Origin of the sequence: Rahnella sp. WP5, from assembly GCF_000745615.1 — a bacterium.
Taxonomy (GTDB): domain Bacteria; phylum Pseudomonadota; class Gammaproteobacteria; order Enterobacterales; family Enterobacteriaceae; genus Rahnella; species Rahnella aceris.
Map to the genome: position 1 here is coordinate 32029 of NZ_JQJR01000007.1, position 18886 is coordinate 50914.

Below are 18886 nucleotides of genomic sequence, written 5' to 3' on the forward strand. Positions count from 1 at the left end.
GGATCGCAGGACGAACCGGTTAGTGGCGCTGGCCCAGGGCCAGACTGATGTCACGCGCGGTATCCCGCACCAGTTCGCCTAAATCGGTAAAACGCTCCGTCGTTAAGCGGGAGCTGGGGCCGGAGATCGAAATCGCCGCCACCGCATTGTTATTGCTGTCAAAAATCGCCGAGGCCAGGCAGTTCAGCCCTGTCACATGCTCTTCGCTGTCCTGTGCAAAACCCTGCTGACGCGCGTGTTGCAGATCCTTTTTCAACGCATTCAGATTATCCAGCGTGTGCGTCGTAAAGTTCTTCAACCCCGCCTGCATCATCAGGCTCATCAGCGCCTCGTCATCCAGCGAATACAGTAACGCTTTCCCGGCACCGGAGGCATGCAGTGGCAGACGGCTGCCAAGCGGCGCACACATCCGCACCATCGACTGGCATTCCCGCTGGCCGATCAGTACCGCTTCGAAACCGTTGCGGATCGCCAGATTGGCCGTTTCGCCCGACAACAACATCAGGCGCTGCATATAAGGCGCGGCGACTGACAATACATCCCGGTTATGGATATAAGACGATCCGACCGTAAACGCCTGTAAGCCAATGTGCCACCAGCTCAGTTGCGCATCCTGATAAACAAAATCGGCCTCTTCCAGCACTTTCAGCAGTCGAAAGGTGGTGGAAAGGGGCAGCGACAAATTCTCTGCAATGTTGCTGACAGAAGAACTGCCGCCGGACTGCGCCAGATAATTCAACACCGCAATGCCGCGTTCTAAGGCCTGAGCGCCCTTTTGCGAACCAGAACCAGGCTGGCTAGGACGCCCCCGTTTTTTTACTTCGGCCATCTCACATTTCTCCAGCATCAGGCGCTGAGCGCCCGCGTTTCGCTTGTTTTCAGATGCTTGTATCTTATGCAAGATGCTTTATAGCGTCACGACTTTAATCCCGCCGCAACGGGTAAAATAAGCTGATAGCCCTGAGGTAACTGACTGATATCACAGTTGTCTGCGCCGCCACGATCGACGGTGAGAAAATTCGTCACCGTCTCAAACGCAAACAGCGGATGGTGCCAGACATTCCGGTGATAATTCACGCCCTGCAGGCCGTTGGTGATAAAGGCTTTCAGCGTGGAGATGTCCGGCGTCTCGCCCCCTGCCGCAACAATCACGATAAAGCGCTCGCCCTGCATCGGCACAAACGCCTGTGAACCGAGCGGGTGTTTTTCGAGTTGCGTCACCACAATGGGCAACGGTGCTGGCTGGGCGCGGTTGATGCTGACCAGCGGACGATCCTGCCCGAGGATCTCCACGTTGGTCAGATCGTGGTACCGCTCAACCTTGCCGTCGTTGATATGAAAAAAATCGCGACCTGTCGTCTCAATCACATCACCGTAAGCCGCGAAGGCCGCCTGGGTCAGCGGGTAAACCGGAAGTTCCATGGCATTCATCCCTGCATTTAAAATAAAACCGGTGAGATAAGCCCGCCAGATTGGCGAATTTATCCTCAATGCAATTACTGTAGAAACTTTTTCCAACTTGCTCAATCGAAATATGGAAAAAGATTCCATAAAATTGATGAAGTCCACAATTCTCATCCGGTTAAATCTATAAAATCTTTTTCATTCAATGCATTAACATTACTTCAGGTGACCTATGCTGGATGAGGAGTCGATTAAAACCTTTATGCACGTCGCACAAACAGGCAGCTTTTCCCGCGCGGCAGAGATGCTGCATAAAACGCCTGCGACCATCAGCTATCGAATTAAGATGCTGGAAGACAGTGCCGGGACGTTATTGCTCAACCGCACGACCCGCACGGTGTCGCTGACGCCCGCCGGACAGCATCTGCTTGAACGATGTCGCCAGTGGCTAACCTGGCTGGAGGGTGTACCGGCAGAACTGCAGCAGATTAACGACGGCATTGAGCGCCAGCTGAATGTGGTGGTGAACAATCTGATGTACTGCCCTGAAGCTCTGGCAGCGTTATTAAGCTCTCTGACGCAGCGCTACCCGTTCACGCAGTTCACTTTCACACGGCAGATTTACATGGGGGTATGGGATACGCTGCTGTACGAAGATTTTCAGCTGGCGATTGGCGTCACCGGCACCGAATCCCTTTCTAACGCCGTGAATCTGCTGCCGCTGGGTGAAGTGGACTGGGTTTTTGTTCATGCGCCCTTTCATCCGTTGCAGCACATCACTGGTGTGCTGGAAGAAGCGGTATTGCGTCAGTACATTGCCATCAATGTGGAAGACACCTCGCGCCATCTGAACAAGCGGGTAGCCTGGTTGCTGACCGGGCAACGGCAGATCATCGTAGCAGATGTGGCGACTAAACTGGCCTGTCACCTGAAGGGAATGGGTATCGGTTTTCTGCCGCGCCATCTGTGCCAGCCATATCTCGACAGCGGCGAGCTGATCGCCCGGCAAATCCGCTATCCGCGCGCCCCTTCCCCGCTCAGTCTGGCGTGGAAAAAGGAGTACACAGGCAAGGCGCTGCATGACATTGTTTCTCTGTTCCACCAGAAAGACCCGCTGATCCAACCGTTGCTGGCGGGTTTAGAATAGTGATGCCCTCTTTGGCTTCGCGAATAAATATGGTAACAATAGGCTTAATTATGCGCAGCCTTGACGCCAGATCTTCGACCACAGAAAAGACCGCGTCTCGCCTGCCTGCATCACCTTTATGGAGAACAGCGCATTATGTCAGCCAAACATCCTGTTATTGCCGTGACCGGTTCGAGCGGTGCAGGCACCACAACCACCAGCGTGGCATTTCGTAAAATATTTCAGCAGCTTGGTTTGCGTGCGGCGGAACTGGAAGGTGACAGTTTTCATCATTTCACCCGTCCTGAAATGGATGCGGCAATACGCAAGGCGCGCGATCTGGGACGTCATATCAGCTACTTCGGGCCGGAAGCCAATGACTTTGGTTTGCTGGAAAAAAGCTTTATCGAATACGGTAAAACCGGCACTGGCCGTTCACGTAAGTATCTGCATACTTATGACGAAGCCGTTCCCTACAATCAGGTGCCGGGTACCTTTACGCCGTGGCAGGCGTTGCCGGAACCGACGGATATTTTGTTTTACGAAGGGTTACACGGTGGTGTGGTGGCGGACAAAATTGACGTTGCCGCGCAGGTCGACCTGCTGGTCGGCGTGGTGCCTATCGTCAACCTCGAATGGATCCAGAAACTGGTGCGCGATACCGGCGAGCGCGGGCATTCCCGTGAAGCGGTGATGGATTCCGTCGTGCGTTCGATGGATGACTATATCAATTACATTACCCCGCAGTTTTCCCGCACGCACATCAATTTCCAGCGGGTACCCACCATCGATACCTCGAACCCGTTTGCCGCCAAAGCCATTCCGTCACTGGATGAAAGCTTTGTGGTGATTCATTTTCAGGGGCTGGATGACATCGATTTCCCGTATCTGCTGGCCATGCTGCAAGGGTCGTTTATCTCGCACATCAAAACACTGGTGGTGCCGGGCGGCAAAATGGGGCTGGCGATGGAGCTGATCATGGCGCCGCTGGTGCAGCGCCTGATGGAAGGCAAGAAGATCGAGTAAACTTTATTCGGCTGCAATCACTTCAAAGCTGTGGGTGATTGTGGCCGCTTTCCCCAGCATCAGAGACACAGAACAGTATTTTTCGGCAGACAGGCTGACTGCGCGTTCAACAATCTTATCGGTCAGATCCTTACCGGTGACGATAAAATGCAGATTGATGTGAGTGAACAGACGCGGCGCTTCTTCGCGGCGTTGTGAGGTCAGCTTCACTTCACAATCACGCACGTCATTACGACCTTTTTGCAAAATTGACACCACGTCGATTGCACTACACCCCCCTGCGGACATCAGTAACATTTCCATCGGGCTTGGGGCTTTATCACCCGCGTTTCCATCCATTGAAATCTGATGACCCGATGCAGACTCACCTAAAAATGTCAGTCCTTCAACCCATTTGACACGTGCATGCATGAACTATTCTCCCGGTGAATAAACTTGTCGAAATCTGCTCTCAGAGTACCCTTTCACCTAAAATCTGGCAACGTAACCCGATCGCCATCATGCTGAAGCGAGACAACAGAAGACAGCATCTCAAACCTGTGCTACAAACAAAGCCGAAACATACTTTCCAGTAAATTGCGGTGACGGTTTTTGCGGTTTAAGTACAGAACCCACGGTGATGACAGCAATAAACAGGCTGTTGCACTCCGACATCCGCTTGCAGCATTTCTGGAGAGTTATATGCTGAAAGGGCGCTTTGGATTTGAAGTGCCGTACAGGGAACTCTGAGCCCTGTGATTTTGGGCAGCGATAACAACAGAGGATAATAGCAAATGGTTCTCGGCAAGCCACAAACAGACCCGACTCTTGAATGGTTCCTGTCTCACTGTCATATACATAAGTATCCTTCTAAAAGTACGCTGATTCACCAGGGTGAAAAAGCCGAAACGCTTTACTACATCGTGAAAGGGTCAGTTGCTGTCCTGATTAAAGATGAAGAAGGCAAGGAAATGATACTGTCCTACCTTAACCAAGGTGACTTCATCGGTGAGCTGGGACTCTTCGAAGAAGGTCAGGAACGCAGTGCCTGGGTACGTGCTAAAACTGCCTGTGAAGTGGCTGAAATTTCGTATAAAAAATTCCGCCAGCTGATTCAGGTTAACCCGGATATTCTGATGCGTCTCTCCGCGCAGATGGCAAACCGTCTGCAAGTGACGTCAGAGAAAGTCGGCAACCTTGCCTTCCTTGACGTTACCGGTCGTATCGCTCAAACCTTGCTCAATCTGGCTAAACAGCCTGATGCAATGACCCATCCGGACGGGATGCAAATCAAGATCACCCGCCAGGAAATTGGCCAAATCGTCGGTTGTTCACGTGAAACAGTCGGACGCATTCTCAAAATGCTGGAAGATCAGAGCCTGATCTCCGCACACGGTAAAACGATTGTCGTTTACGGCACACGTTAATCCCTCAAAAATTGGCGCGGCAAAACACTGTCGCGCCTTTTTTATGGGCTAAGCTTTACCCATGACGCTATGGCGAAGACTGTTTTACCATCCTGAAGTGAACTACGCGCTGCGCCAGACGCTGGTGTTGTGCTTACCTGTTGGCATTTGCTGGCTGTTTGGCAATTTGCAAATGGGCCTGCTGTTTTCCCTCTGCCCGGCCTGTTGTAACATCGCCGGTCTGGATACCCCGCATAAACGCTTTTTCAAACGCCTGCTCGTCGGCGGTTCACTCTTTGCCGTGAGCAGCCTTCTGCTGCAACTGATGCTCGAAAGCTGGCATATACCGCTGCCGCTGATCATGCTGTCGCTGGCGTTACTGCTGGGCGTCACCGGTGAAATCAGCCCGCTGCATGCGCGCCTGTTGCCCGGTGCGCTGGTGGCGACTATCTTCACGCTGAGTATGGTGGGCGTGCGCCCGATGTGGCAGGCCCCGGTGTTGTTCGCCGCTGGCACAGCCTGGTACGGATTGTTTAACTGGGCGTGGTTTCGTATTTCGGAAGAACAGCCGATGCGCGAAACGCTCAGCCAGCTCTATCTGCAACTCGCGGATTATTTCGAAGCTAAGTACAGCCTGCTGACGCAACACACCGATCCCGAAACCGCGTTACCCCCACTGCTAACCCGCCAGCAGCAGGTTATCGACCTGATTGCCCTGCTTTATCAGCAATTACACATGTTGCCCCAGCACGGACATCATCATCACCATAAACGGCTGTTTCAGCGTTTTCAGGTGGCGCTCGATTTGCAGGAGCATATTACAGTGAGCCTGCATCAGCCGGAAGAAGTGCAGAAACTGGTGGAGGAAAGCCATGCCGAAGCGGTTATCCGCCGAAATGCGCAGGTGATTTCCACCCGTCTTCGGGTGATTGCCGACGATATTCTTTATCACCGTTTATCCGGGCGCTTTACGATGGCCAATGAGCTGACCGCGCTGGAGAAAATCGCCGCGCGCAACCCGGACAATCCGGTAGGTCAGTTTTGTTATTACCATTTCAGCCGCATTGCCCGTCTGTTACGCACACAGCGGCCGTTGTACAAACGTGACCTGATGAACACCCAGCCGCGTTTGCCCTTCTGGCCCGCGCTGAAAAGCTATCTTTCCTTCAAATCCGTGGCACTGCGTAATGCCGCACGTTTGGGCATTATTCTGGCGATTGGCAGCAGTCTGGGTCTGTTCTTCAATTTGCCCAAACCCTACTGGATCTTGCTGACTATCATGTTGGTCAGCCAGAACGGTTATAACGCCACGCGGGTGAGGATCCAGCACCGTGCACTCGGTACGCTGGCCGGATTGCTGATTGCCTCAGGCTTGCTCAAACTGGAACTGCCGGAAGGCACCACGCTGCTGTGCATGTTGCTGATCACCCTGTTGTCCTATACCGTTCTGCGCAAAAACTACGGACTGGCGATGGTCGGCATGACGGTGACTGCAGTGTATACCCTGCAATTGCTGGCGATGAACGGCGTGCATTTTCTGGTACCACGACTGGTCGATACCCTGATCGGCTGCGCGCTGGCCTTTGGTGGCACTATCTGGCTGTGGCCGCAATGGCAAAGCGGTTTGCTGCGCCAGAATGCACACCAGGCGCTGGAAATCTATCAGGACGCTATCCGCCTGCTGCTCGAGGAAAGCCCCGACACCGCCAAACTGGCGTACACCCGTATGCAGGTCAATCAGGCGCACAATAAGCTGTTCACTTCGCTAAATCAGGCGATGCAGGAGCCGGGTTTTAACTCACATTATCTGGCGGATATGCGTTTGTGGGTGACGCACAGTCAGTTTGTGGTTGAGCATATCAACGCGATGACGATCCTCGCCCGCGAGCATTACATGCTGCCGGAAAAACTGGCGACAGAGTATTTACAGACCTGCGAAATCGCGCTGCAAAGCTGTCAGCAACGACTGCTCTACGACGGGCCGGGCAGCGAGAACAACCTGTTTAATGCGCCGGAACTTCACCCGGATATGCCACTGACCGAAATGGAACGCCATCTGCGGCGCGTAATTTCACATCTCAGCGTGATGCATACCATCTCGTCACTGGCGTGGAAGCAGAGGCCGCATCATGGGATCTGGCTGACGCGGCGGGCGTGAAGGGGGATGCCCCTTTCAAATCCCCGTTTTACTGGCTTGCAGCCAGACTGCTTTTTGAAATTGCGAATATCTCGGTTTCTCAAGTACGGATGCCGTGTACTGGCGTTCTTTTAAACGGATTGAGAAAGTTTCGGTTTTTCAATTGCCGTGTTCGCTTAACTCACCGAGCCGAAACCGACCAAAGAGGGCTAAGACGAGCCCTCTTTGGAATCTCCACGTCTTAAACTGCGCGCTTCGCTCGTAGGCTATGTTCCAGCAACCACAGCGACAGGCTGGAAATCTTGCCGCGTTGCGGTTCCTTCTCTCGGTCTTCGAGCCACTGGTCTCGAAGCCGCTCCGTTCAGCAAGATTTCTGATTCGCCCGCAGGATTCTAAATTCAAAAGCAGAAGGGTTTTATCTTTTAGAAATGTCGATTGGCGTGCTCAAAAATGGCACCGAATGAACGGTTCGAGACCTTAGGCTCGAAGCCTGAAATTCGGGAATCGCGCAGCGATGACATTTTGCGCCACACACTAATGCGCCAGAACATGTCCACCGTGCCCGCGACAGCGCGCAGTGAAAAAGCGAAGGGAGATCCAAGAGGGAAAAAGCACTTTTCCCTCTTGGTCGGTTTCGGCGCGAGAGGCCATGTGATAAATGTTAGTGAGAAACCGAAATTGTCTCGATCAAGCGTTTAAAGACGGAGGCGTGGGGCTCACCCCCCGCAAACTTTCCCCACTGCTTTCTCAAACCTTCCCATCCCCTCTTCAATATCCGCGAAGTCGATCACAAGCGATGGCGCAAACCGCATGACATTCGGTCCGGCGACCAGCATCATCAGCCCGCAGTCGGCGGCGGCGGCATGGAATTCTCCGGCGCGGTTTTTATACGCATCAGAAAGCTCGGCGCCGATCAGCAAACCCTGGCCGCGGAACTCTCTGAAGATGTGATATTTCTGGTTGATGGCCTCCAGCGCGCTGATGAATTTCTCGCGGCGCTCGTTGATCCCGGCCAGCACGTCTGGCGTATTGATGATATCCAGCGCGGCTTCAGCGACGGCGCAGGCCAGCGGGTTACCGCCGTAGGTGGTGCCATGTTTGCCCGGTTCCATCACCGAGGCCACGTCTTCGGTTGCCAGCATGGCGGAAACCGGGAAACCACCGCCGAGCGCTTTGGCAGTGGTCAGGATGTCCGGTGTCACGCCGTAATGCATGTAGCTGAACAACTTGCCGCTGCGCCCCATGCCGCTTTGTACTTCATCCAGCACCAGCAGCGCCTGATGTTTGTCACAAAGCTCGCGCAGACCTTGCAGAAACGCTTTGGTCGCAGGCGTGACACCGCCCTCCCCTTGCACAGGCTCGACAACAATGGCGCAGGTGTGGTCGTCGATCACCGCTTTTACGGCATCCAGGTCATTGAACGGCACGTGCACAATATCAGCGGGTTTCGGGCCGAAGCCGTCGGAGTATTTCGGCTGGCCACCCACGGAAACCGTGAACAGCGTGCGACCGTGGAAGGCATTATGGAAAGCGATGATCTTACTTTTGTACGGGCTGTGACGGTGCGAGGCGTAATAGCGCGCCAGTTTAAAGGCCGCTTCGTTGGCTTCAGCGCCGGAGTTGGCGAAGAATACGCGGTCGGCAAAGGTCGCGTCGATCAGCTTCTGCGCCAGTCGAAGGGCGGGTTCATTGGTAAATACGTTACTGACATGCCACAGGGTTTCGCCCTGCTCGTGCAACGCTTTCACCAGTGCCGGATGGCAATGTCCAAGCGCCGTCACAGCGATACCCCCGGCGAAATCAACGTACTCGTTCCCTTGCTGATCCCACACGCGACTGCCTTTACCTTTCACGGGAATGAATTTCGCAGGTGAATAAACCGGCAAAATAACTTTATCGAATGTGCCCCGATCTACCGATGATTTTTCCGCCATTACCCTTCTCCCTCACGACCATTGATATGAAAATATAATCACAAAATATGCATAAAAAATCACACACAGGCAAACAGAAATCGCATCTGATGGGTAAGTAATTTTTTCAGCAATATTAACTGATTAGATTTTAAGGAAATTATCCAAAAGCTGATGCCCCTGCTCGCTCAAAATGCTTTCAGGATGGAACTGAATGCCATGCAGCGGCAAGGTTTTGTGCATGATGCCCATAATGTCGTCACGACCACCATCCCGTTCTGTCCATGCAGTAACCTCGAAACAATCGGGCAGCGTCTGTGGCGCGACCACCAGCGAATGGTAGCGCGTCACGGTCAGCGGATTATTCAGCCCGGTAAAGACACTCCTGCCGGTATGGCGGACAGGGGATGTTTTGCCGTGAATGGCCTGCCGGGCGCGGACGATGCTCGCGCCGAACGCCTGCGCCATCGCCTGATGCCCGAGGCACACGCCAAGTATCGGTAAACGGTCGGAGAAATGGGCAATCGCTTGCAGGGAAATGCCAGCCTGATCAGGCGTACACGGGCCGGGAGAAATCACCAGATGTGAGGGGGAAAGCTGTTCAATGTCGGTGAGCGTCAGCTGATCATTACGCATCACTTTCACCTCTGCACCTAGCTCGCAAAAATATTGATAGAGGTTGTAGGTGAAGGAATCGTAGTTGTCGATCAGCAGCAGCATAGTGTACCCGGTAAAAGTCGGAAAATTTACCGGGCAATTCTACGCATTTTTCAGCTCAGGCTCAGTATTTTGTCGATCAATGTTCTTCCGGGATTTCACTGACAACAGTATTAAAAATTGCCACCAGCGCGGATTCATCACCAAACACCGCCGTTTTATTGGCCGCCAGCCAGCGCTCACGATCCACTTTGGACCAGTCAATATCGTAGCCAGCATGAATGACCAGTTGCTCGATGAAGATCCGCAGCGCACGTCCGTTACCTTCGCGGAACGGATGCAGCAGATTCAGGCCGGTGTAATAGTGAGCCAGACGCTCAGCGAGATTATCCAGGGGTAACCCGACCAGAAACTCTTCTTCTTCAAGCTCCTGCATCAGCGCGTTGCCCTCTTTTTCGATGTATTCGAAATGGCAAAACTGAGTGTCATCCTTGTAGATATCGATTTCACGGAACTCGCCTGCCCAGGCGTAAATATCCTGGAACAAAGACAGATGCACCGCACACAGATGCGGCAGTCCCATCACCGCAGGCCCAAGCGGCATCGCTGACGCGCGCAGGGCAGTAAATGCGAGTTCGGCCTGCAACAGACGATGTTCTTCACGGATTTCCAGCCGGTTTTTCAGCACATTGATGCCGGTATAATAGTAAGGGTCGGCACCGGGCACGAGTTTATCGTTCATAGTGCTTCCTCAGTTCGGTGAGACGTTGTGAAATTTGTTCGTTGTCTAACGTGATAACCTCAACCTGCAAACCATCCAGCGCGCTACTGGCCTGAAAGTTCTGCCGCTGACGTTCGCGAAAAAGTTTTTCCTGCTGCCTGAGTGTCAGTTTCTTCGCCATTATTTCCTCCCTGGGTACAGCCATTCGGGCACATACCTTGTGGAGTTAAGTATAGACAGAGAAAAAAGGGCGCCAGCTTCAGCGCCCTAAACTCGGATTATTCAACAGCGATAGGGGTCTCGTTCACGTCTGTTTTATGATCTGCCTGAAGCGTTTTCACGCGATCCTCAAGCTGTTTCACCGCCTGCGCATCCGGCAGAAGTGAATATTTCAGTTCAAACACCGTGCTCTGGCCGGGTTGCAGTTGTTTCACGCGGCCTTGTTTACGTTCGATAGTGACCGGATACGCATAGTTGGTGCCCGGTTCGATACCCGTAACGTAACCCTGCTTCAGAGTGTCGGTGTTTTTCCACAGCGTCAGCAGCGGCAACTGATGGGTATCGAATTCAATCGATGCTCCTTTGTTGCCCGCTTTGTTCACTACGCCAGCAATGGTTTTACCCTGTGCATCCGCCAGCGGAACCATGTTAAAGACCATCTCGTCGAAGCCTTTGGTTGGCCCGGCGTAAGTCTGCCAGTCTGCTAAACCTTTTTTGGCGTAATCATTGAACGGAGAAATTGATTTCAGCGGCGCAATGAAACGGGCGCCCTGCTCAAGGATCGGCTGACCGAAATTACTGTGATAAATAATCTGGTAGTCGTGTGGATAATCCGACTGGTTAGTCAGGGTGTCGTGGATGGTCCACGAATGGCTACCCGGCACGTAACGCAGCTCAGTCCAGGTTTCCAGCTTGGCTTTCTTAAAGGTGTCTTCTTTCAGCAAGCCGCGCACCGTGATTTCATAAGGGGCTTTATCGGCAATATCAACCACCACTTTCGAGGCTGGTGTATTGCCCGCCCGACCGTGCAGCGTGTAAATCATGCCGTCAGCAGTAACAGGATGTCCGGTCCATTCAAAGCCGCAACGCACCATCATTTCGTTGAAACCTTCCAGCCAGCCCACGCCGTTACGGCTTTCAAGGTTGATATAGGCCGGATTCACCACCTCCTGAACCGGAGAATCCCAACCTAAGCGGATGTTATCGCCGGTCACGTGCAGTAAATCCATCCCGCGCGTCGGGCTCAGTGCAATCGTCAGCCCTTTGCTGGTAATAGTAATGACTTTTGACCCTTCCTGTTTGCCACCGTGAAGCACTTTTTGTTCGATGCTGAAATCCGCGCCCGCGATGTTCAGCTTTTTGTTGTCAGTCTTCCAGTTTCCCAGTTCTGTACCGGCTTCAGCATCCGTCAGCACGATGGTTTGTGCAGTGGCCTGCCACGAAAAAAGCCCCAGAACGATCCCGGTAACGAGTAATTTTTTCACAATAACCCCTTTTTGCTGAATTGATTTAGCCCAAAAGCAATTCAGCCTACAAAGTCCGGCAGGCGAAAAACGTGACAGCCTTCAAGTTGGGCGGTTTTTATGCTAAATGACAGGCAGTAACGTGCCAGACCTCGCAAAAAATCGTAATTTCAGAGAGAAATTGCAAATGAAACTGAGATATCAGGCAGGAAGAGACGCGCATAAGCTGATGCGTTTCAGCTCATGCGCGTTAGCAGAAGGATGTTACTTTTTACGGCCTCCCATAATGGAACCGAGAACCCCACGCAGGATCTGACGACCTAAATCACGCGCCATGCTTTTTGCCGCAACCTGTACCACACCGTCACGTTTCCCCCCCCGTGGTCCGGTGCTGCCGAACAATATTTCATTCAGTCCACCCATCAGCCCACCGCCGGAAGGGGTTTGCGCCGCCGGTTTTGCCGGGCCTGTGGATTGCGGCGTGTTGATCGTGCCGAAACCTTGTGCGGTGATTTTTTCGTAGGCAGATTCACGGTCTATGCTGTCTTCATAGCGACCATACAGAGGCGACTGGTTGATCGCTTTGTTACGTTCGTCGTCGCCAGTCATGCCCATTTTCGATTCCGGCGCTATCACCATCGCCCGCTCAACGATTTCAGGACGCCCCTTTTCATCCAGAAATGACACCAGCGCCTCGCCAACGCCCAGTTCAGTGATCGCCGTTTCAGCGTCGAAAGCCGGATTCGCGCGCAGTGTTTGCGCCGCCGCTTTGACCGCTTTCTGATCACGCGGCGTAAAGGCGCGTAAGGCATGCTGTACGCGGTTACCGAGCTGTCCGAGCACGCTGTCAGGAATATCCAGCGGGTTTTGCGTCACGAAGTAAATTCCCACGCCTTTGGAGCGGATCAGCCGCACGACCTGTTCAATTTTTGTCAGCAGCGCCTGCGGGGCGTCATTGAACAGCAGATGAGCTTCGTCAAAGAAGAACACCAGTTTGGGCTGCTCAGGGTCACCGACTTCCGGCAGATGCTCAAACAGTTCAGCCAGCAGCCACAGCAGGAAAACGGAGTAGAGTTTAGGCTGATTAATCAGCTTATCCGCGGCCAGCAGGTTGATAATACCGTGGCCTTTCTTGTCGGTTTTCATCAGGTCATTAATATCCAGCATCGGCTCACCGAAGAACTGATTTGCGCCCTGACCTTCCAGCGTCAGCAAGCCTCGCTGAATGGCGCCGATGGAAGCGGAAGAAATATTGCCGTACTGCGTCTGGAACTGTTTAGCGTTATCACCGGTAAACTGCACCATGGCACGCAAATCTTTCATATCGAGCAGCAACAAGCCGTTGTCGTCGGCAATCTTAAACACCAGTTGCAGCACGCCGCTTTGCACGTCATTAAGATCGAGCAATCGCGCCAGCAGCAGCGGCCCGAGGTCAGAAATCGTCGCGCGGATTGGATGGCCTTTTTCACCAAAGATATCCCACGGGATAATGCTGCATGCCTGCGGCTGCCAGTCCGTCACGCCAATATCATTCAACCGCGCGGCGAGTTTTTCCGACGCCACACCCTCAGCACCAATACCGGATAAATCCCCTTTCACATCGGCCAGAAAAACCGGAATACCGATACGGGAAAACTGCTCGGCCATTCGTTGCAGCGTGACGGTTTTACCGGTACCGGTCGCGCCGGTAATCAGTCCATGTCGGTTCGCCAGCGCAGGAAGGATCACCAGATCCTGTACCGGTTTACCTTCATTCATGGCTTTGGCAATCAGACGGGCTTCACTCATTTCATTGTCCTTGAAAGTGGGAGGCGGGGAGCTTTCTATAAAACTATAAGTCTCATCAAAGGAGCGTCAATAAATAGGCAATAAAAAGCCCCCGGAACCGGAGGCTTAGAAAAACAGTATTCTGGAGGAAGGGCTGAAAAATTAAGGCAGCACTTTCGCAGACAGGATCACAATCGGCGTCGTCGGCACGTTCTGGTAAGGCCCGACATTATCCGTTTTGACCTGAGACATTTTGTCTACCACATCCATCCCTTTAATGACTTTACCGAATACGGCATAGCCGAAATCACGCTGACCGTGATCGAGGAAGGCGTTATCTGCCACGTTGATGAAGAACTGGCTGGTCGCGCTGTCTTTATCGGCAGTACGCGCCATGGCGATGGTGCCGCGCAGGTTACGCAGGCCATTGTCCGCTTCGTTCTTGATCGGCTCTTTGGGCGCTTTTTGCTGCATGTCAGCCGTAAAACCGCCACCCTGCACCATGAAGCCCGGGATCACGCGGTGGAAAATGGTGTTGTTGTAATAGCCGCTCTGAGCGTAATCAACGAAATTCTTCACAGAAACCGGTGCCTTCGCACTGTCGAGTTCCAATTCGATATTCCCCGCTGAAGTGGTCAGCATGACATGGGTTTGGGCGGCCGCAAGAACAGGCTCCATTGCAGTCAGGGATAGCAGCGCAGTCAGGGCCACTAAAGTACGTTTAAACATGACGGTTCCTTTCTTCAGAATACAAACAACAGATCCCACTGATTCTAAAGAGGCTTTACGCTTAGCGCCAGACCTTTACCTTTATTTACGCTTGGGAATAAATATTCCAATTATTTCAGAATATTACATCATATTTTTCACTGCCTTAGCTGTTGAAATCCACAGGGTGATCTTCATCAAGATGGATGAGGGTTTTTGCCAGCTGTGTTTGCGCGATCAGTACGCCCTCGCGCAGAGAATATTGTACCGGTGTCTGGCGGCGCACCGCGTCGAAACCATTTTGTGCAGGCAGGATCACCAGGCTGGCAGCATAGCCACTTTCCAGACCGTAACCTTGCAGATTCATCGTGCGGGCGCTGTAGGTGGTGATGAGCTTCAGCCCGTCATTAATTTGCTGATATCCCATCAGCTGACAGACATGCAGCCCCATGTGCAGTACCTGCAACATATTGGCGGTGCCGAGCGGATACCACGGGTCAAACACATCATCATGGCCGAAACAGACGTTGATCCCCGCCTCCAGCATTTCTTTCACACGCGTAATACCGCGGCGTTTCGGATAGGTGTCAAACCGTCCCTGCAGGTGGATATTGACCAGCGGATTGGCGATAAAGTTGATACCTGACATTTTCAGCAAGCGGAATAAACGCGAAGTGTACGCGCCGTTATAGGAATGCATCGCGGTGGTATGGCTGGCGGTAACGCGCGCCCCCATGTTTTCACGCAAGGCCAGCGCGGCCACAGTTTCGACAAAACGCGACTGCTCATCGTCAATTTCATCGCAATGGACGTCGATCAGCTTGTCGTATTTTTTCGCCAGTTCGAAGGTTTTATGCAGCGATTCCACACCGTATTCGCGGGTGAACTCGAAATGGGGAATCGCACCGACGACGTCAGCGCCCAGCTTCAGCGCCTCTTCCAGCAAGGCTTCGCCGTTCGGGTACGACATGATGCCTTCCTGCGGAAACGCCACAATTTGCAGCGTGACCCACGGCGCGACTTCAGCTTTCACTTCCAGCATGGCTTTGAGTGCCGTCAGCGTCGGATCAGACACATCCACATGGGTGCGCACATACTGGATGCCGTTGGCTATCTGCCACTTCAGCGTCTGCCAGGCGCGCTGTTTGACGTCTTCATGCGACAACAGCGCCTTGCGTTCTGCCCAGCGTTCAATGCCTTCAAATAACGTACCGGACTGATTCCATGCTGGCTGACCGGCGGTTTGAGTGGTATCGAGATGAATGTGCGGCTCGATAAAAGGAGGGATTGCCAACCCCCCTTCAGCATCCAGGATATGCTCGCCATAGTCGGCATTATCCCATTGAGGGACAATCTGGCGTATCACGCCGCCTTCGATATCTATCTGCCACAACCCTTCCCGGTCAGGCAACCGTACATTTTTCACGGTACGCAAAAGAGTTTTCGTCACGCGTTACCTCATCATTTTTAGTAAGACTGCGTTGTCGGTGATGTTAAAGCCAATCTTAGAACAATAGCCTGAAAGTGTTTATAAATCGAAAGGTTACGCAAAAACCCAATAAAATCAGTCAAATACCCCCTAAGGAGTATATTGGAACTGGCTTGATTTGCATCAATACCCCCTGTTACGCGCGGGTTATGTTTAGCCTCAGAAAATCAATATTGAGGCAATTATGAGCAAAGTCAGAATCGCGATTATTGGCAACGGCATGGTCGGCCATCGCTTTATCGAAGATTTACTGGATAAAGCAGAACCGGGCCAGTTCGATATCACGGTATTTTGTGAAGAGCCGCGCGTGGCCTATGACCGCGTCCATCTTTCCTCTTATTTTTCACATCATACTGCCGAAGAACTGTCGCTGGTTCGCGAAGGATTCTACGAAAAACATAACGTCAATGTGCTGATTGGCGAACGGGCGATTACGCTCAACCGCAGTGAAAAAGTCATTCATTCCAGCAGCGGCCGCACGGTGTATTACGACAAACTGATTATCGCCACCGGCTCCTACCCGTGGGTGCCGCCGATCGCGGGTTCTGACAGTCAGGATTGCTTCGTTTACCGCACCATTGAAGACTTACATGCCATCGAATCCTGCGCCCGTCGTAGCAAACGCGGTGCCGTGGTCGGCGGCGGTTTACTCGGCCTCGAAGCCGCCGGTGCATTGAAAAACCTCGGGGTTGAAACCCACGTGGTAGAATTCGCCCCCGGCCTGATGGCGGAACAGCTCGATACGCAGGGCGGCAGCCAGCTACGCCAGAAAATCGAAAGCATGGGCGTACGCGTCCACACCGCCAAAAATACTCAACAGATTGTTCAGGGCGGCACGTCTGCCCGTAAAACGATGGAGTTCGCCGACGGCACCTTCCTTGAAGTCGATTTCATCGTATTCTCCACCGGTATCCGCCCGCAGGACAAACTGGCGCGCCAGTGTGATTTAGAGATCGCTCCGCGCGGTGGCATTGTGATTAACGACCAGTGCCAGACCAGTGACCCGGATGTGTACGCCATCGGCGAATGTGCTTCGTGGAATCAGCGTACTTTCGGTCTGGTGGCACCGGGCTACAAAATGGCGCAGGTCACCGCTGATCATTTACTCGGTCGCGATAACGCCTTCACCGGCGCAGACATGAGCGCCAAACTGAAACTGTTAGGCGTGGATGTGGCCGGTATCGGCGACGCGCATGCCCGCACGCCGGGCGCACGCAGCTACGTTTATCTGGATGAAACCAAAGCGTTGTACAAACGCCTGGTGGTCAGCGAAGACAATAAAACGCTGCTCGGTGCCGTGCTGGTCGGTGATACCAGCGATTACGGCAATCTGCTGCAACTGGTGCTGAACAGTATTCCACTGCCGGAAAATCCCGATGCGCTGATCCTGCCCGCTCACGCAGGCAGTGGTGGCGCGGTGATTGGCACCGATGCCCTGCCGGAAAGCGCGCAAATCTGCTCGTGTTTTGACGTCACCAAAGGCGATATCATCAAAGCGGTTCAGGGCGGTTGTCACACTGTGGCAGCACTGAAATCGGCGACCAAAGCCGGTACCGGTTGCGGCGGCTGTATCCCGCTGGTAACGCAGGTGCTAAATGCTGAACTCAGCAAACAAGGCATCGAAGTTAACCATCATCTGTGCGAACACTTCGCCTATTCGCGCCAGGAGCTTTATCACCTGATCCGCGTGGAAGGCATCCGCTCATTCGACGATTTGCTGAATAAATACGGCAAAGGCTACGGTTGTGAAGTCTGTAAACCGACCGTCGGATCGCTGCTGGCTTCCTGCTGGAACGATTACGTGCTGAAACCGCAGCACACGCCATTGCAGGATACCAACGATGTGTTCCTTGCTAACATGCAAAAAGACGGTACCTATTCCGTTATACCGCGCTCGCCGGGCGGTGAAATCACACCGCAAGGCTTGCAGGCAATTGGTGAAATCGCAGCTGAATATAATCTCTACACCAAAATTACCGGCTCGCAGCGTATCGGCATGTTCGGCGCGCAAAAGGACGATTTACCCGCCATCTGGCAGAAACTGATTAACGCTGGCTTCGAAACCGGTCAGGCCTATGCCAAAGCCCTGCGTATGGCAAAAACCTGCGTCGGCAGCACCTGGTGCCGTTACGGCGTGGGCGACAGCCTCGGTTTCGGCATCAGCCTGGAAAACCGCTACAAAGGCATCCGCACGCCCCACAAAATGAAATTTGGCGTGTCCGGTTGTACCCGTGAATGCTCGGAAGCACAGGGCAAAGACGTGGGGATTATCGCCACGGAAAACGGCTGGAACCTGTATGTCTGCGGCAACGGCGGCATGAAACCACGGCACGGTGATTTACTGGCCGCCGATCTGGATAACGATACCCTGTTGCGTTATCTCGACCGTTTCATGATGTTCTACATCCGCACTGCCGATAAACTGCAACGTACCTCGGTCTGGATGGATAATCTCGAAGGCGGTATCGACTACCTGCGTAAAGTCATCATCGATAACAAACTGGGACTTAACGACCAGCTCGAAGCCGAACTGACACGCCTGCGCGACTCAGCGGTTTGTGAATGGCAGGAAACGCTGAACGATCCGGCGGCGCAAACCCGCTTCAGTCACTTTATCAACAGCAGCCAGCGTGACCCGAACGTGCAGTTCGTCGGGGAGCGTCAGCAGCATCGTCCGGCGCGTCCTGACGAACGTATCCCGGTAAGACAAATCGCCGACGGGGAGGAAGTATTATGAGCCAATGGTTAACGCTTTGTTCTGTCGACCAGATCCTGCCTGCCTGCGGTGTTTGCGCACTGGCAGGCGATCAGCAGGTCGCGCTGTTTCGTCCTTATGCTGATGAGCAGATTTTTGCGCTGTCGAACATCGACCCTTTCGCACAGGCCAGCGTGCTGTCACGCGGGATTATCGCTGAACATCAGGGCGAGCTTTGGGTAGCCAGTCCGCTGAAAAAACAGCATTTCCGCCTGACCGACGGTATCTGCATGGAAGACGAGCAGTATTCGATTCCGGCTTACGAGGTCCGCGTACAGAACGGAAATGTGGAAATCAACACCGCCAGGCTTCGGGCTGAAATCGGCTAAACGCCG

General features: G+C 53.3%; 17 protein-coding genes. 6 read left to right on the forward strand and 11 right to left on the reverse strand.

Annotated features, from left to right (window positions below; genetic code table 11):
- Positions 1–19: 19 nt before the first annotated feature.
- Together allR and EX31_RS04600 are read right to left on the reverse strand one after the other, a co-directional pair.
- A complete protein-coding gene (gene allR, locus EX31_RS04595; RefSeq protein WP_013573639.1) occupies positions 20–829 on the reverse strand; it encodes an HTH-type transcriptional repressor AllR in 810 nt (269 codons plus the stop codon).
- Between the two features lie 86 nt (positions 830–915).
- Positions 916–1422, reverse strand: coding sequence for an ureidoglycolate lyase (locus EX31_RS04600; protein WP_037033635.1), 507 nt, complete (start codon positions 1420–1422; stop codon positions 916–918).
- Between the two features lie 214 nt (positions 1423–1636).
- On the opposite strand from EX31_RS04600, the gene allS reads away from it, so the two are divergent.
- Both allS and EX31_RS04610 read left to right on the forward strand, forming a co-directional pair.
- Positions 1637–2551, forward strand: coding sequence for an HTH-type transcriptional activator AllS (allS, locus tag EX31_RS04605; protein ID WP_037033636.1), 915 nt, complete (start codon positions 1637–1639; stop codon positions 2549–2551).
- A gap of 135 nt (positions 2552–2686) precedes the next feature.
- A complete protein-coding gene (locus EX31_RS04610; RefSeq protein ID WP_013573636.1) occupies positions 2687–3556 on the forward strand; it encodes a phosphoribulokinase in 870 nt (289 codons plus the stop codon).
- Between the two features lie 3 nt (positions 3557–3559).
- On the opposite strand, the gene EX31_RS04615 is transcribed toward EX31_RS04610, so the two are convergent.
- Positions 3560–3967 carry an OsmC family protein gene (locus EX31_RS04615; RefSeq protein WP_013573635.1) on the reverse strand — a complete coding sequence of 136 codons (408 nt, stop codon included), beginning with the start codon at positions 3965–3967 and terminating at the stop codon, positions 3560–3562.
- A gap of 362 nt (positions 3968–4329) precedes the next feature.
- Here EX31_RS04615 and crp point away from each other — a divergent pair, with 362 nt between their 5' ends.
- Both crp and EX31_RS04625 read left to right on the forward strand, forming a co-directional pair.
- A complete protein-coding gene (crp, locus tag EX31_RS04620; protein WP_013573634.1) occupies positions 4330–4962 on the forward strand; it encodes a cAMP-activated global transcriptional regulator CRP in 633 nt (210 codons plus the stop codon).
- 61 nt (positions 4963–5023) lie between these two features.
- The gene (locus EX31_RS04625) at positions 5024–7099 is read left to right on the forward strand and encodes a YccS/YhfK family putative transporter (RefSeq protein ID WP_013573633.1); all 2076 of its coding nucleotides are present in this window, start codon (positions 5024–5026) and stop codon (positions 7097–7099) included.
- A 695-nt stretch (positions 7100–7794) separates the two neighbouring features.
- Here EX31_RS04625 and EX31_RS04630 read toward each other — a convergent pair.
- From EX31_RS04630 to EX31_RS04665, 8 genes are all read right to left on the reverse strand, one after another.
- Complete coding sequence (locus EX31_RS04630) at positions 7795–9012, reverse strand: bifunctional acetylornithine/succinyldiaminopimelate transaminase (protein ID WP_037033638.1); 1218 nt, start codon at positions 9010–9012, stop codon at positions 7795–7797.
- Positions 9013–9135: 123 nt separating this feature from the next.
- Positions 9136–9711 (reverse strand): aminodeoxychorismate synthase component II, encoded by a 576-nt coding sequence (locus EX31_RS04635; protein WP_037033640.1) that lies wholly within the window; start codon positions 9709–9711, stop codon positions 9136–9138.
- 76 nt (positions 9712–9787) lie between these two features.
- Entirely contained in the window at positions 9788–10390 is a 603-nt protein-coding gene (locus EX31_RS04640; RefSeq protein ID WP_037033642.1) for a putative adenosine monophosphate-protein transferase Fic, read from the reverse strand.
- Entirely contained in the window at positions 10380–10550 is a 171-nt protein-coding gene (locus tag EX31_RS04645) for a YhfG family protein (protein WP_013573629.1), read from the reverse strand. Before EX31_RS04645 ends, EX31_RS04640 begins: the two co-directional genes overlap by 11 nt.
- 97 nt (positions 10551–10647) lie before the next feature.
- Complete coding sequence (locus EX31_RS04650; RefSeq protein WP_013573628.1) at positions 10648–11853, reverse strand: aldose 1-epimerase family protein; 1206 nt, start codon at positions 11851–11853, stop codon at positions 10648–10650.
- Between the two features lie 243 nt (positions 11854–12096).
- On the reverse strand, positions 12097–13620 hold the full coding sequence (locus EX31_RS04655; RefSeq protein WP_037033645.1) for a helicase HerA-like C-terminal domain-containing protein: 1524 nt from the start codon (positions 13618–13620) through the stop codon (positions 12097–12099).
- Positions 13621–13761: 141 nt separating this feature from the next.
- Positions 13762–14328, reverse strand: coding sequence for a peptidylprolyl isomerase A (gene ppiA / locus EX31_RS04660; protein ID WP_013573626.1), 567 nt, complete (start codon positions 14326–14328; stop codon positions 13762–13764).
- 145 nt (positions 14329–14473) lie between these two features.
- Complete coding sequence (locus tag EX31_RS04665; RefSeq protein ID WP_037033647.1) at positions 14474–15757, reverse strand: cytosine deaminase; 1284 nt, start codon at positions 15755–15757, stop codon at positions 14474–14476.
- 223 nt (positions 15758–15980) lie between these two features.
- Here EX31_RS04665 and nirB point away from each other — a divergent pair, with 223 nt between their 5' ends.
- Both nirB and nirD read left to right on the forward strand, forming a co-directional pair.
- Positions 15981–18533, forward strand: a complete 2553-nt coding sequence (gene nirB, locus EX31_RS04670) for a nitrite reductase large subunit NirB (RefSeq protein WP_013573624.1) — start codon at positions 15981–15983, stop codon at positions 18531–18533.
- The gene (nirD, locus tag EX31_RS04675) at positions 18530–18880 is read left to right on the forward strand and encodes a nitrite reductase small subunit NirD (protein WP_037033649.1); all 351 of its coding nucleotides are present in this window, start codon (positions 18530–18532) and stop codon (positions 18878–18880) included. The genes nirB and nirD overlap by 4 nt, the downstream gene beginning before the upstream one ends.
- The last annotated feature ends 6 nt before the right edge of the window (positions 18881–18886 follow it).

Excerpts from the sequence above, each read along its gene's own strand:
- allR (WP_013573639.1), bottom strand. The coding sequence starts at position 829 with ATGGCCGAAGTAAAAAAACGGGGGCGTCCTAGCCAGCCTGGTTCTGGT.
- nirD (WP_037033649.1), top strand. The coding sequence starts at position 18,530 with ATGAGCCAATGGTTAACGCTTTGTTCTGTCGACCAGATCCTGCCTGCC.
- EX31_RS04600 (WP_037033635.1), bottom strand. The coding sequence starts at position 1,422 with ATGGAACTTCCGGTTTACCCGCTGACCCAGGCGGCCTTCGCGGCTTAC.
- allS (WP_037033636.1), top strand. The coding sequence starts at position 1,637 with ATGCTGGATGAGGAGTCGATTAAAACCTTTATGCACGTCGCACAAACA.
- EX31_RS04640 (WP_037033642.1), bottom strand. The coding sequence starts at position 10,390 with ATGAACGATAAACTCGTGCCCGGTGCCGACCCTTACTATTATACCGGC.
- crp (WP_013573634.1), top strand. The coding sequence starts at position 4,330 with ATGGTTCTCGGCAAGCCACAAACAGACCCGACTCTTGAATGGTTCCTG.
- EX31_RS04610 (WP_013573636.1), top strand. The coding sequence starts at position 2,687 with ATGTCAGCCAAACATCCTGTTATTGCCGTGACCGGTTCGAGCGGTGCA.
- ppiA (WP_013573626.1), bottom strand. The coding sequence starts at position 14,328 with ATGTTTAAACGTACTTTAGTGGCCCTGACTGCGCTGCTATCCCTGACT.
- EX31_RS04625 (WP_013573633.1), top strand. The coding sequence starts at position 5,024 with ATGACGCTATGGCGAAGACTGTTTTACCATCCTGAAGTGAACTACGCG.
- EX31_RS04630 (WP_037033638.1), bottom strand. The coding sequence starts at position 9,012 with ATGGCGGAAAAATCATCGGTAGATCGGGGCACATTCGATAAAGTTATT.
- EX31_RS04635 (WP_037033640.1), bottom strand. The coding sequence starts at position 9,711 with ATGCTGCTGCTGATCGACAACTACGATTCCTTCACCTACAACCTCTAT.
- EX31_RS04655 (WP_037033645.1), bottom strand. The coding sequence starts at position 13,620 with ATGAGTGAAGCCCGTCTGATTGCCAAAGCCATGAATGAAGGTAAACCG.
- EX31_RS04615 (WP_013573635.1), bottom strand. The coding sequence starts at position 3,967 with ATGCATGCACGTGTCAAATGGGTTGAAGGACTGACATTTTTAGGTGAG.
- nirB (WP_013573624.1), top strand. The coding sequence starts at position 15,981 with ATGAGCAAAGTCAGAATCGCGATTATTGGCAACGGCATGGTCGGCCAT.
- EX31_RS04645 (WP_013573629.1), bottom strand. The coding sequence starts at position 10,550 with ATGGCGAAGAAACTGACACTCAGGCAGCAGGAAAAACTTTTTCGCGAA.